General features: G+C 36.9%; 8 protein-coding genes. All 8 read right to left on the bottom strand.

Annotated elements, in window-relative coordinates:
• Positions 1-37: 37 nt before the first annotated feature.
• Positions 38-5,350: a right-handed parallel beta-helix repeat-containing protein gene (locus tag A8B79_RS01675; protein ID WP_066217213.1), complete on the bottom strand. Its 5,313-nt coding sequence runs from the start codon at positions 5,348-5,350 to the stop codon at positions 38-40.
• A 234-nt stretch (positions 5,351-5,584) separates the two neighbouring features.
• Positions 5,585-6,214, bottom strand: coding sequence for a response regulator transcription factor (locus A8B79_RS01680; RefSeq protein WP_066217215.1), 630 nt, complete (start codon positions 6,212-6,214; stop codon positions 5,585-5,587).
• A 49-nt stretch (positions 6,215-6,263) separates the two neighbouring features.
• On the bottom strand, positions 6,264-9,185 hold the full coding sequence (locus tag A8B79_RS01685) for a ligand-binding sensor domain-containing protein (protein ID WP_161485126.1): 2,922 nt from the start codon (positions 9,183-9,185) through the stop codon (positions 6,264-6,266).
• 113 nt (positions 9,186-9,298) lie between these two features.
• Positions 9,299-11,056: a tetratricopeptide repeat-containing sensor histidine kinase gene (locus tag A8B79_RS01690; RefSeq protein ID WP_161485127.1), complete on the bottom strand. Its 1,758-nt coding sequence runs from the start codon at positions 11,054-11,056 to the stop codon at positions 9,299-9,301.
• A 1,129-nt stretch (positions 11,057-12,185) separates the two neighbouring features.
• Positions 12,186-12,725 carry a hypothetical protein gene (locus A8B79_RS01695; RefSeq protein WP_066217222.1) on the bottom strand — a complete coding sequence of 180 codons (540 nt, stop codon included), beginning with the start codon at positions 12,723-12,725 and terminating at the stop codon, positions 12,186-12,188.
• A complete protein-coding gene (locus tag A8B79_RS01700; protein WP_066217224.1) occupies positions 12,725-14,239 on the bottom strand; it encodes a S1C family serine protease in 1,515 nt (504 codons plus the stop codon). Before A8B79_RS01700 ends, A8B79_RS01695 begins: the two co-directional genes overlap by 1 nt.
• A gap of 2 nt (positions 14,240-14,241) precedes the next feature.
• On the bottom strand, positions 14,242-14,979 hold the full coding sequence (recO, locus tag A8B79_RS01705) for a DNA repair protein RecO (RefSeq protein WP_066217225.1): 738 nt from the start codon (positions 14,977-14,979) through the stop codon (positions 14,242-14,244).
• A 52-nt stretch (positions 14,980-15,031) separates the two neighbouring features.
• Complete coding sequence (locus A8B79_RS01710; RefSeq protein ID WP_066217545.1) at positions 15,032-15,427, bottom strand: response regulator; 396 nt, start codon at positions 15,425-15,427, stop codon at positions 15,032-15,034.
• Positions 15,428-15,431: the final 4 nt, after the last annotated feature.

A 15,431-nucleotide genomic window follows, 5' to 3' on the forward strand; every position in this document is an offset into this window, starting at 1 on the left:
ATGATTTTAAGGGGAATTGCTCCCCCTTTATCATCAATTATTTTATGAAGGTTAGTTTTTTGGACTGTACTATATCGCCGGCTTGCATTCTGTAAATATAAACTCCGGTACTTACTCTGCCGCCTACATTATTGGTTCCGTCCCAGCTTACTTTGTATCGGCCTGCTGTATACACATCATTTACGAGTGTTTTAACTCTTTGGCCCAGAATATTATATATCTCCAACCTGACCAGTGTCTTACCGCTTGGAACATCAAAGCCAATGGTTGTAGATGGGTTAAAGGGATTGGGATAGTTCTGATAAAGCTGGAACTCATCAGGAATATTCAGTGACAGGTCTTCATTACTTACTGAAGTGGTCATCAGATCAACTTCGTTTGCCTGAAATCTGTCAATTGAAATAGATGGAGATGAGTTTCGGTCTTTAAGTCTGAATGTTAAATTAGCTATTTCTCCATTCTCAGAAACCGGCTCACCGGAAGCTATTGCAACTGAATACTTCCCTCTTGATCCTTTGTTCTCTGATACCATAGCCTCATCAAAGATTTGAGATACATTTGATTCAATTAATTCCAGGTTATTCTCATCAAACGCTATGGTAATTTCTGATGAATACAATTTGGATACATTATCGATATTAATTAAAACTGTGAATTCTGTTTCGCTTACTGAGACAGGATTTCCTAAAGTAAGAATCATATCCTCTGTTCCTTCGATAGAATTCATATCAAATCTTTCTTTGGAATTCAGTTCTGCAGGAAATGCTTCAATTAAACCAACTACGTATTGTAAAACATAGGATGCATCCATTGCACTTACAGTTCCATTCCCTGAAACATCTGCTACCTTCAATTGAGTCGCATTCAAAGTATCGATCAAAGCTGCTACTCTTAGTAATTTTGCGGCGTCAAATGATTGTACTTTACCATTCAGAGAAACGTCACCGAGAACAGGATTTGAAGCACCGCTTCCTGTAAAAGCCCCGAAATCAACACCGTCGCTTACCTCGTCGCCTGTTCCTGTTGGATTGGTAGTATGAGTTGGGCCCGAGTTATTGCCCCACCAGTTATTGGTAGCATCAATGGTAAAGGTTTTATCACGGTTAAATATTCCAAATTCTGTATTACCGGAAATGTCACTATTTGTGATAGAGGGGTTGCCAGATCCATACACCATAATTCCTCGGTCGTTTTCTGCAATTATGGAATTGGTAATAGTTGGACTTGAATTATCCGCTAAAACTCCGGCGTAACTACTTCCACCACGAGCGTGTTTAATAATAGTATGATCCAGACTTGATACATTCTGAAGTGAGGTTCCTTCGTATTTAATTCCAAGCCAGTTACCGGGCTCCGCCTTTGTTGCGTTACTGTCAGCATTGGTATCTCCCCCATAAAAATCATCGTATATAGATGTAAATACGATCATGCTGTCCGGTGTGTTTCCCCCTTCTGCAATCAAACCCTTTTGAACATTTAATTGTCGGCTATTATTGAATTTATTCACCACTCCCGGTGCAATTGTAAGTACCGCTCCGGTTCCGACTGTATAGGTTCCTGTAAAGAAGTATGGAATACCAACTTTACCTCCGAAATCTCTTTTCTCAAGAGTAATATCCTGTACTAATGTCTCAGTACGCACCCCAATAGCCTTGTAAGTACTTCCACTCATTTCATTTCCTGAAACAGTTTGTGGGTATGAAACCAAGGAAATTAATAAAGGTGTAAAATCAAGATTGTGGAAAGTGTTGTTTTCAACATATGGCTCTGAAACCCCCGTAAGTGAAATTCCATATCTATTTTGCTCAAACATTGAGTTTATTATTGTTGGGTTCGCACTATTTGCAACAATAGCCTCTGATCCAAATTTAAAAATAGCATTGTTAATAATGTTACTTGTATCATTGCTGGTAGCGTTATAAATAATCCAATGTCCTGATTTATAATCATCATCTTCATCAACAGATCCATTCCCATATATATCTGCTGGTTGTCCGTAGCTGTCATCCGTATCCGACGTAAAAATAACAGGATTTGAAGAAGTACCGGCTATTTCAAGAGCTCCATTTACAGTAAACATATTGAAATTTACTCTGGATGCACCAAACCGAGTATCTCTTTTAAGTACCATCCCATCCGGTATAGTAATTTTAGAACCCGAAGGAATTGTAATTCCCGATGTCATATGGTAGGTAATGCTATCAGTTCCTGCGAATGAACGAAAAGGAAGAGTAGCATCGCTACCCCAGGTTCCACCTTTTATCGCCAAGCCTTTCAAAGATACATTAGATTCAACGTTTCCAGAGAAAGTTGGATTTGAAAACATATCCATTAGGATGGAATGTCTTCTTGAAAAGCTACTTGGCGATCCAATGTTTTCAAATCTGTTATTGGTTATCACAGGATCAGCATTTCCGGAGATGTCTATTCCATTATCTGAGGTTAATTGAATTAAAGAACTATCTATTTTTCCTCCTGCATTAATAAACCTGATCGGGTTTCCCGGATATCTGAATTCAGTATTTTTAATTAAGTTTGCTGAATCTAAAGAAGATGCCCTGAATTGAATTTGAGCGGACTGCCCCGGGCTTGGTACAGTATTGTTCCCATCGTTGTTAGAATCTCCACCTGCGCTGTCATCATTGTAAGAAGTAAAGATAATCGGTTCTGTTTCAGTGCCAAGTACTCTTAGTGCACCATCTACATATAAAATATCATCTCCCTTAAACACTGATAAAGGATCAATAGTAACTGTCGCATTTGCTCCTACTACCCATCTTTGCCTGGTTATAAATGGAATATTCGTAAATCCGGCAACCGTATATGGAGATATGGTCACATCAGATGAAATTGTTTCTCGGGTATCAAAAAATTTATTCCCTTGATTTATCCCGCTCGATGTATGAAACGTGTTTGCTTCTAAAATACCCACCGCATTAGAGCCATTTCCATTAAAATTATTACCTGAAAACGTTGGAAGTGCATTTGAGCTGATTGCAATAGGTTCCCAACCACAATTTTGGATAGTAGAATTATTTATGGAAACCGTTGAACCACTTTCTATTCCAAAACCGTACAGACCACATGAAAGTATTGTTACATTATCAATAGTAGGAGCTGCATCTGTGAAGATCACCCCATGCCTGCCATATCTAAGTTCCGCATTAGAAATTTCTGAATTTACATCATCAGAAGTACCCATAAAACGTATAGCTCCCCAGTTATTTGCTCCGGGTGAAGATCCTCCACCATCGTTATTAGTATCTAAGGGATTCCCAACCTGATCATCAAAAATAGATGTAAAGTAGATCAAGCTATCCGGTGTTCCTGCCGCATCTAAAGCACCTTCTACTCGAAGAGTTAATCCACCATAAGGTCCTGTTTGTGATTTAATTACTGTACCGGGCTCGATTGTTAGTTTAGTACCGCTTGCGATTGTAATATCTGACAAAAGGACCGAAGTGATATTATCATAGCCTGCAAACGTTCTGGCTCTGATTATCCCGTCATTATTGAAAGTACCTCCATGATAACCTATAGCTACCAAACCGGCATTTGCTAACGTATTTCCGTTGAAAGTCGGATCTGAAGAAAGGTCGAGTGCTACCGGAACGGAACCGGTGTTCGTAAACGAATTATTTGAGACCGTTGGAGCAGACGTTCCTCTGGAATCAATTGCAAACTCATACGTGTTGCCAATATCAGAGTTAGTAATTGAAATATCTGCATCGTATAAATTTAAAGCACCTCTTGGAGAGATCGAAGAACCGGATGATCCATATTGAAAGCTAGTGTTATAATAAGCATATCTGATTTCGTTGTAATCGATTACAGAGGCATCTGAGTCCTCTCCCAAAGCAATTCCTCTCCAATCCGTATTTCCCGGTACCGTGTTATTTCCGTCTTTATTGGTGTCATTCGGGTTTCCAACATTATCATCTTTTACCGAGGTAAAAATAATGGGATCTGTAACTGTACCATCACTAGTCAGGGTTCCTTTTACTCTGATTCCTGATCCTGTTGATTTAATGACAACTCCAGGTTCAATTTCTAAAGTTGCACCGGTATCCACATATAGTTCTCTCAGAAGCAAATAGGTCACATTAGGAATAGATGTAAAATTCCTTTTTGGAAGATAATTACTTCCCGTAATGGTAGTTCCGATTAATCCAATAGCATCATATTCGTTGTTTGAAGATGAAAAAGCATTATTTGTAAATACGGGTTCACTGTCAAAAGTTAAAGCCACAGGTACCACTCCACTGCTTCCAATCGTATTATTGGTGATAGCCGCATCTGAACTATCTCTGAGTACAATTCCGTAATAGTTATTATTGAATGCGCTGCTGTCAACCTGAGAATTATTTTCTACCAATGTAATACCTCCTTGATAGGCTGAACTACTTGAATGAGGTACATATCCTGCAAAACTCACATTCACATGTTTAAAAGAACTGCTTGTTGATTTACCGTTTATTGTTATACCATACCAATCTCTGTTACCAGGAACAGAAGCAGTTCCATCATTATTAGTATCTCCTCCAATGTTATCATTTCGATTTGAGGTAAAGTAGATGGGTTCCGACTCAGTACCTTCAGCAATTATTACCCCGCCATTCTGAGTATATAGCTGATGATTTTGATTAAACTTTAAGATATTTCCTCTCTTTATCGTTAACGTATCTCCGGAACTAACATACTTTGAACCACTTGGTAAATATGGGATACCCGGATTTTCAAGTGTAAAGTTAACATCAATGTTAGACGCGTGACTCAGATATACTACATCATTGTCATTACCTGTAAAGTCGTTAGATCCTTCATAAGCGATGTATCCCTCAGATGCTATATTGATCGGATATTCATTATTGGTAATTGTAGCCCCATTTATGGTTGTATTTGTATTCTGAGTGATCGTGACTCCACGATTGGAATCACTGATCGTGACTGTATCAAGACGAACCTCACCTGCTCCTACATAAATAGCATCTGTTGCAAACTGAAGCGTTGAATTTCTTAAATGAATCCAGCTACTTTCAAAATTGGTGAATATTCGATTCCAGGCTCCTCTAGAAGTCCCTGTATTTCCTGTGAACGTAACTCCGTTTCCAACCAAAGCTCCTGAAACAGTAAGCTGAGTTCCATTATCGAATTTTACTTCCACACCATCATCAATAGTTAAGGTGTCTCCATTTGTAATAGTTGTGCTCCCTACTATTATATAAGGACTTCCTGCTGTGGTCCATGTTGTATTTGTAGTAATGTTTCCGGAAATACTGGTCTGAGCATTAAGATGCGCTCCGATAGTTCCCAGTAAAATGACAAGAATGGTAGCTTTTAAAGTTTTCATCACTTTTGAATTGAATTAACATTAAACCTTTTCAGGGTTTCAATTCACAATAATCATGACTTTAAAAAATTACACTACCTAAATATGTAGTATTCCGGAATCTAATATTATCCGATTGTTAGGCAAGGAATTCTAATCTGAAAAACATACTTATTTCAGCCTGAAATTAAATGAAAATCAAAGAATTCAACTACTATAAAATTTAAATAACTCTCTCTTAAGTAAAGCGATTGATCAGGGTTGTATTAGATTAAAGTTAATCCCTTTGGCTACAGCTTCGCTTCGATTTTTTGCTTCCAGTTTTTGGTAAATATTTCTGATGTGATACCGTACCCCATCAACAGAAAGATAGATTTTATTTGAAATAGCTTTATAAGACAGACCCGCTGCCAATTCACCTAATATTTGTTCTTCGGTATCGGTCAGTTCTACTTCTATTTCTTGTTTTTTTTGGAAAGAAGAGATCACTTTTCTTGCTATGTTAGGACTCATAGGAGATCCGCCATTTACTGCGTCGGTAATAGCTTCAATTAATTCGGAAGGAGATGTTTTTTTCAGCAAGTACCCTACTGCCCCATTTCTTAGTGCTGTAAATACTTTTTCGTTTTCGTCGTGCATGGTTACCATCAACACGATAAGATGCTCGTACTTTTCTTTGATAACCTTAACTCCTTCAGTCCCATGCATCCCCGGAAGTTCAATATCCAGCAGTAGAACATCACTTTTTCCAAGTTGATTTTCTTTCAGAGCATCTTCACAGCTGCTATAGGTCGCAATTACACATAGTTCTGGTTCGAAATCCAAAATGGTTTCCCAGCCCTCCCTCATATGTTTATTGTCTTCTATTATAGAAATCTTAATCATAAATAAATAAACAACATTATAAAGACTTATCAACTACCTGTTCAGGTAGTTATACCGATATTGAAAGTACCACCCTTGTTCCTGACGGTGAAATTGATTCTATTTTCAATATTGCCCCCATTCTATCTGATCTGTATCTAAGATTAGAGATTCCATTCCCTTTATCCAAATCTTTATCTTTGAGACCTATCCCATCATCTTCAATAAGCAGTTGAAGCACTGATTTTTTCTTTTTAAAAGACACCCTGACATTAGTTGCTTCAGAATGCCTCACAACATTAGTTACTAACTCTTTAAATACCAACCAAAGATCCTGCCTTAAGCTATAGTCTGTGATCTTGTAAACGGAACTTCCGAAACTGATCTGATATTCAATATCTTTGCTCTCAAACATTTCAGCAGCATAGCGTTTGCATTTAGTCAAAAATGCTTCCCAATCATCATTTTCAGGATCAATAGCCCAAATTATATCATTGATCTTTTCTTTGGCTTCAATAGCGCTTTCATCTATCCTTTGTAAAAATTTCCCTGAAGATTCCAGCTGATTTCGCTTTGCGGCTTCGCTGAAGAAACTAATACTACTCAGTGTAGCGCTCAAATCGTCATGCAGATCTCTTGCGATCTTGTTTCGGGTTCTTTCTTCTTTTAAAAGGAAATACATCCTGTACCTGAATAAAGAATACACTGCACCAAAAAGAATTATGAGTAAAGAAACCGAAAAGTACCATGTTTTCCAGAACGGGGTTTTAATGTAAAAAGGAATACTTTTTGATACCGTTTCTATCCCATTTAAATTATTTAACGCCCTGATACTAAACTCATATTCTCCGGGTTGAAGACCAGAAAAGTTGATACTTCTTCTGTTTTTTACAGGAATCCAATTCTCGCTTAACCCTGACAACTTAAATTCAAGTTTATATTTATCGGCATTAGCAAAATTCAGATATGAAAATTCGAATTGTATATAATCCTGATCATGCTGTATTTCTATATCTTCTGCTGTAATAGTGTTAATAATACTTCCGTCTACATTCATTGAATGAATTCTTATCTCTCCGGACAAACTGACATTTTCAATTTTTTCAGGATTGAACGCTGTATACCCTTTGATGCCACCAAAATAAAAGGTCCCTCTTGAGTCTTTAAAATAAGCTCCGCCATTGAATTCATTGCTTAATAAACCATCCTGTATGGAATAATTTATAAATGTCTTTTTCTCAGGGTCAAAGTTTGATACTCCGGCATTAGTGCTCAACCATAAAGTATTATTTGAGTCTTCCAGTATGCCATAAACCACATCATTAGGCAAGCCATTAGCAGTAGTATATGTATTGAATTGTTCATTCTTACGATCAAATTGAACGAGACCGGAATATGTTCCTAACCAGATTCTACCATTTGTATCGGTATAGATAGATTGGACTCTTTCAGGAGTTTCATTTTTGGAAGAGTTATTTTTTGAGTTTGAAGTTATTCGTCGAAATTCTTTAGAGATATTGTTGAAGTAAACTAATCCGTTACTGAATGTGCCGATCAAATATTCCTCTTCATTTAAACTTTCAATGGCAAGCACTCTGTCATCCTGAAGATAGTCCGGTATAAAATCACGGTTTTGTACAACACCATTTTTTATAATGTTAAGCCCTTTATAAGTACCAACTAAAATCAAGCCTGAACTTCCTTCATGCAGACTTAAAACACTTTCATTGGTTAAATTCTCAATAGTATCAATAGAGTTTAGCTCTTTTTGATCCTTAATAAGTTTTAGGCCCGAACCGTCCGTAGCTACCCATAGTTGTTTCTTAGAATCTTTCAGAACTGCGATAACATTTTCATCACTAAGCGAAGTTATACTATAATATGAATTCTTCTGAATGTTATGGACAACCAAACCATTTTGCTCAAGACCAATTAAAATATTTCCATTATCCAGTTCATTAAATGAAAGAACCACATCTCCCGAAAGCCTTCTGTTTGTATTCTCGGTAGAAAAGCTTTCAAACTGATATCTGTATTTATAGTAGTTACTGAATCCCGCATTATTAAGCCCAATCCAAATCAGACCGTTTTCATCTTTGTATATGGTTCTGATACTGTTATTTTTTAAGTCAGTATCATTAGAAGTTTTTGGGGCCTTTAACTTCGCGATAACTTTACCCAGATTATCAGTAATAAAAATTCCGTTATTGTCAGTACCGATCCATAACTGTTTACTTTCATCTATCTCTAAAGATGATATTTCCTTCTCACTCAATTCGTTACTAAAAACCTCTATTCTGTTGGATTGAAGCTCCATTATGAGAACTCCTTTATCTTTTGATCCAATTAACAACGAGCCGTTTTCCAATACTTTTATCGCCCTGATATTATCAGCCGGAAGAAAGTTCTGAGTCTGATCTTTTCCTACTTTCAACAGCCCTTCAGAGGTAGCCAACCACAAATTATCTTTGGTTGAAGCTATATCCCATATTGTGGAGCTTGTTTCAATTTTTTTTCTGAAAGTTTTATCAACCAAATGGAATGAAATCAAGCCTCTGCTTCGGGTTCCTATTAAAAGCTCGTTTCCTCTTATTTGGAGGCTGGTTACATTTAGTTCAGAGACACATTCCGAAAGAATTGACAGATCACAGAGTTTAATAAATTGATTCGTTTTTGGATCTAATCTATCTACGCCGCCACCATCAGTGCCTACCCAAATATATCCATCAGAATCTTTGGCAAGTGCCCGAATTGAACGATTGCTAATGGAGTTTGAATCGGTGTTTGAAGGATAAAATTTTAAAAAAGAAACTGCATCAAACCTGTTTAAACCGTCTTTAGTACCAATCCAAATATATCCCAGATCATCTTTAATAAAGGAATATACAGTAGATTGAGAAAGACCTTCTTTTTGGGAAAAATTCTTAAACCGGTAAGAGGTATCCTGTGCAGCAACAGTAACGTTGTTAATAACAAGTAGAAAAATGCTCAATTTGACGAATCGCTTTATCAAGCTCATTTCTCAATTGTTTAATATTTTAGTTGGTACAATACACCGGGTAGAATCAGATTTATTCTCGCGAAAAGTTTAATTAAAAACTAATTCTAAAAAATAAATTTTAATTCCCATTTAGTACCTTTTCCGGGTTCGGAATCAATATCTAAAGTGTTCTTTGGACTAACGTTATCCATTCTTTTTTTGATATTGGGGATACCATGACCATTGCCATCACTATGTTCTCTAAAACCCACCCCATTATCTCGTACACTTAAATTAATTTTATTTTTTGAAGTGGTAAAACTAACCCATGCATTTGTCGCTTCAGAATGACGAACTAAATTGGTGATCAATTCTTTATATATGAGCCACAGATCTTGTCTGGCTTTGATTTTTTGGGGTACTTCGGTCGAAGTATCAATATCGATCTCATAATTTATATTTTTGCTCTCAAACATTTCAGCACCATAGCGTTTACATTTCGTAAGAAATGCTTCCCAATCATCATTTTCAGGATCAATAGCCCAAATTATATCATTGATCTTTTCTTTGGCTTCAATTGCACTTTCATCTATTCTCTGTAAAAATCTACTTGGCTCATTTGAATCCTCTCTTTTAGCCGCTTCACTAAAAAAACTGATACTACTAAGGGTTGCACTCAAATCATCATGCAAGTCTCTTGCAATTTTATTCCTTGTTCGCTCCTCTTTTAGTAAGAAATGTAGTCTGTAACGATATAATATATACGAAGACAACAACACTAACAGAATAATGATTATCGCATTTCTGGTCTTTACTGTACCCAGTTCGCTTGTTACTTCGGCTAATTCCTGATTTTTAGCCCTCATTTGAAAACGTACTTTAGAATTAGCTTCTTCTCTCGCATCCACTCTTTCTCTTAGTATATCACTAACTGTTTCGCTGGTTTTAGTGATATCATAAGCCTTTTTATAATCACCCAACTTGCTATATATTTCCGCCTGTAATGTATAAACGTCGATTTCGAGAGGTGTTTCAGGGAGCCGTTCTAGAATCTTCAGGGCTTGGTCTAATATTACAAGGGTTTCATTTAATTTATTGGCTTGGTGAAGCAATTTAGCTTTCAAAAAAAGAATATGGAATTGAGTAAAAGGCTGAACCCGTTTTAATTCTCTTTCGCCCACTTGTTGTAATACAGAGTCTGATTTGAAATATTCCTGTTTATCATAATAAGCTTCAGCTAGAAATAAATAAGCGGTTAGATCTCTATATGGGGTCTGCTCCTGTAGAGAAACTGCTTTTTTGATATAGAAAAGTCTTTCATCGTAATTGCCTAGATTTTTTTCCAGATCAGAGTAACTTTTTATAACAGCAATTTGAACAGGGAGGGTAATATTTGTTTCATCTAAACAGGGATCAAGGTATAATTTAGCATCTTCCAATTTATGACCTGCTTTAAATGCATTACTGACACTTATACGAACTCTACACTCTCTTTCTTTAGACGTCTCTATTTCCAACATCTGCTGATATCTTTGTATTGCAATTTCAGTAGCTCCAACCCGCATATACATGTCTGCCAACATGTTTAGAAGATTATTAATCTCTTCATTACTTGAATTAACCTCTTCGCTTTGTGCAATTTCGATAGCACGAAACAATGTTTCTTCAGCTTCTAGGTAATTATTTAATTGAGAGTGGATTCTCGACTCAATATTTAGGACACCAACAATCGATTTTAAATCGTCCAGCTTTTGAAACTTTTGAATAGATGAGTGTACATATTTCAATGCAGAATCAGGATATGGCCGTGATAGCAGGTTAGCTTTGATAAAATCTGAATAAGCACCTAATTTCAATTCAGGTAGCTCACTCATTTCATTCATTCTTTTTAAAGCAGCTTCTGTAGTATCCGGATTGCGTCTTAGATTCTGTAATGCATAAGTTGTATATAGTTCAATTATAGAATCAGGAGAATCCGTAGAATTTAAACTTTCCTGAAATTGTAAATATGATTCCTGAGGAGACGGAGGCATAGTCCTCACTCTTTGTTGTGCGTGCAGTCCAATAGTAATTGAACTAAGAATGATACCCACAATCAATCTTATCATACTAAATATCCTAAAAATTGTCCTAGATTTTTAACTGGAAATAGAATACTAAAAGGAAATGAAAAATCAGAATGAGAATAGAAATTATTAAGTAAAAATGTATGAGCGGCTATTTAGGACATCCTTGTAGATGTCATGTAATTCGTTGACAGTTTAGTAAAGATCGTTCTGGAAGAATTCGCTCTTAGTATTTAAGACGGAAAAGTGAGCATGATCAGGGAGCGTCTGCGAAGTAGGAATAATCCTTTCAGGTGAAAAGTGTCATAATCTTCTCAGAATGAATGAAGACCTTTAGGATTATTCAGCGCAGGATCAGTGAGCCCGTCTTAAATACTTCGGCTTGATCTTTTGCTACTTTTGTATCAAGACAAAAGTAGGTACCCTTGTGCTAAGTTAAGCGTTTTATCTGGTCTCGATGCTATGCGTTGGAAACGGACCTCCCCGGCTACGAAACAGATTCTTTGGTTCTGAGTAGTTCGCCCCTCCTTGGATAAGGAGGGGAATTCCCGAGTTGATTCTAATTCTTATCAACGAGTCCTCCTCCTGTTGTAGGAGGAGACAGAGGAGGTCTTTACTTAAGTATTGTGAGTAAATTTACTTGCTATGTGTACTTTTGTACCGCTACTGAGCTTCCTCAGCACAGGCGCCAGTACCAAAAACTCCCGACAAGAATTATTGGCGCGAACTCCATTGCATCGACTAATCATTACAAAAGGTCTTCGTTCTAATGATACATATTCACGAATCAGCCTGAGTGTAATGATTACTCCTTCGGAGCCGTCGATTCCATTACGTTCTTTGCTCGCCAATAATTCTAAAGGTCGGTGTAATTGGAAGCTTTTTTGGAAATCGTAAGGATCATAAACAAGTCAATTTTTGTAAGTGAATTATCTAATTTCTAAAATCATAAACTTATCAATTCTTTAAACGCCCGGGATTCCAAATATTCTTTTATATAGGAGTTTTTTGAACCAAACCCGGATTCTATCAAGTTTTTAAGAATTTGTTTACTCATTTCTACTTTAGCAAAACCTCTGAACACTCCATCTTTTTCGAAGTGTTCTGTATCCACAACTGATGCTTCCTCTTCTACTTTAAGATGAGCATTTCGAAGCATGAGTATAAAATTTGGCTCTTTAACTATACTTGATCCATCTCTTTCTAATTCAGATCTCACGTCTTCCAGTTCCTGTGCAATGTAGCTTTCAAGTAAAGCACGGGCTTCTTTCTCTGCTCTTAGTTTTGCCATGTCAGCATCAGATGCAACGGCTGTTGCTCTGGCATAAAAACCGGATGTATCCGAAGAAAACTCATAGGCTCCATACCAGGATGGATAAAGATCATTGGCCCCTGAGGTATTAGTGTTCTGTAGTTCGTTCGCACCTGAGCAGGCAACCATTAATAATACTATTGCTATGAAAACTAGTTTGGTCGTATTTTTCATTAATTATCTTTCAATTCAACGTAACCACGGGCATTATCTTCATCCAACACCTCTAAAGTTACAGACTTATTTTTATTTAAATTTTCGATGATAAGTTCTTTTAAACTTTCGAGATCTTCAACTTCAATTTCGTCTACCGAAATTACTTTTTGATTCTTTTTCAACCCTCGGTTCCAGGCTTCTGAATACTTATACACTTTTGAAATGATCAACTGATTTAGCTGTCCATTTTGAACAGGCACTTCAATAACTCTGAAGCCAAGATCAAATTCATGAAAATCCACATCCAACTCAAATACTTCGGGCTCATTTTCTTCTTCTTGTGGAGATTCCGGAATCCCAACCAGATCATTTATTTGTTGTTGTTCCAGCATTTTTAATTCTACAAATTGATTGAATTCTTCACCATCCCTCCAGATCGTAAGTTCAACTTTTTCACCGGGTCTTACGATGGCAATTTTTTCCTGAAGTTGGTTGGATTCATTTACTTCCACTCCATTTACTTCCAGAATAACATCTCCAAGTTCTAAACCTGCTTCAAAAGCAGCACCGTTTTCTGTAATAACTATGATCTCCACACCTTTTACTTCTTCCAACCCAATATCGACAGCTCTGTTGTAATCCACAGAAGCGATACTGACTCCCAGCAAAGCTCTTCGAACTTCACCAAATTCGATAAGATCTGTAGCCACTTTCATAGCTAAGTTTACAGGTACTGCGAACCCATAACCCTGGTAGCTTCCGCTTTGAGAAGCAATTGCGGTATTTATTCCTACTAATTGTCCACTGGTGTTAACTAAAGCTCCACCACTGTTCCCTTTGTTGATTGCGGCATCGGTCTGAATAAAACTCTCAATTCTGAAATTATCGTCAATGATCTGAACATCTCTGCTAAGCGCACTCACAATGCCTGCGGTTACAGTTGACCGAAGTCGGAAAGGATTCCCGATCGCCAAAACCCATTCTCCTACATCCACGGATTCTGAGTTACCGACGGTAATAGCTGAATGATTCCCTCCTTCTATTTTAATTACTGCCAGATCTGTACTGGGATCTAACCCAACAACTTTTGCGGGGTATTCTCTTTTATCGTTCAATACTACTTTAATGCCTTTATCTACCGCATCCTCAATTACATGATTATTGGTAAGAATATAACCGTCGCTTGTTATCAAAACTCCCGAACCCACTGTTCGTGCTCTGCGGGGAATTACACGATTCCAAAAACTATCGGAAGTGCTTTCTCCGTTTTCTGAGACAGGGATTATAGTTTCAATATACACAACAGAAGGAGTCACATTTGTTGCTATGGTTTTAAAAACAAACCGGGGATCAATGTCTGCTAATTCTTCATCTTCAAAAAAGGGTGATTCACTTTTCATTATTTCTGTATAACGTACTTCTGAAAGTGGAGCCAGATCATCATTAATGGTATATAAAGCAAATAATGTCCCTATCGCTACCCCGATGAGAATCAAAAGTATTCCGGTTAAAAATCTGTCCCTCTTTCTCATGATCAAGTCTCCTTTAGCATCTGTTCAAAAATTGTATCTGATCTACGATCTTTAAAGCCTTCAATATGGTATTTAAAGTAAACATCTAAATGATGAATAAGTTGCTTTAATTCCGCATTTGCAAAATCAATATTAAAAATTTCAGTATTCCTGGAATTAACTCCAACTTTTAAAAACAACGCCTGGTTTTTGGTTAGCTTGTATGATAATTCTGAATCAGGATTTTCCGTTAAAGTTCCACTACTAATATTCAGATAAACTGTTTCATTTTCATTGATCTTCTGAACCACTAAACCCACACCTGCTATCTGAGCAAGTCTTAATTGTACATAAGGAAAAACAGATGGTGTTACCGGTTCTGTGTCACCAAGCCATTGAATAAAAGTACTTGCAAATAAAAACAGCTCGTCGTTTTCTTCGTTTTCATGGATAAGTTGAGAAATAAGCTCTAAAGTTGAGTAAAGTATGGAGGCTTTTTCAAAATCTTTTCTGAAGTTCAAAGATTGGTATTCAATAGAGGCCTCGGCAAGTGTTTGAATATTTCTTGAGGCTTTATAGTAATAAGTAACTTCGAGTACATTCCCTACTTCAATAGCTCCGGCAAGCTTATTCTTAGGCTTTTTTGCTCCTTTTGCAATTAAAGCGATCTTTCCGTGCGTACGGCTAAGTACAGTAATTATCTTACTGGAACCCTGATAATCAATAGAGCGAAGTACAATAGCTTTTGAGGTTGTGATCATGCGTTGAATCTATCTCAACAAGCTATAAAATGAAACTTTTATTCAGGAATATTTATGCTGCGGCAAACTTATTTATAGCTCTTTTCAAGGTTCTGGAAAGTTCTTCGGGTTTAGCCGGTTTTTGTACCAGTTGCTCTATACTTAAAGAATTTGCTCTGTCAATCACACTTTTCTCCGTAGTGGAAGAAATGTATTGAAACGGAACCTTTATATTCGGATACAGATCTTCAATTTTCTCATGAAGCGTAAACCCGTCCATGCCGGGCATTTGTATATCTGACAGAATTATATTCGGAATTATAAACTCCAGCATTTCCAATGCTTTATATCCGTCAGAAAATAAAAGAACTAAAAATCCTCTCTGTTCCAACATTCTCCCTGTAAGTACTCGGTAAGCATCATTGTCTTCAACAATAAATACTATTGGTTTTGTTATTTCTCTACGCATTTTA

The sequence above is a fragment of the Balneola sp. EhC07 genome, assembly GCF_001650905.1.
Classification (GTDB): domain Bacteria; phylum Bacteroidota; class Rhodothermia; order Balneolales; family Balneolaceae; genus Balneola.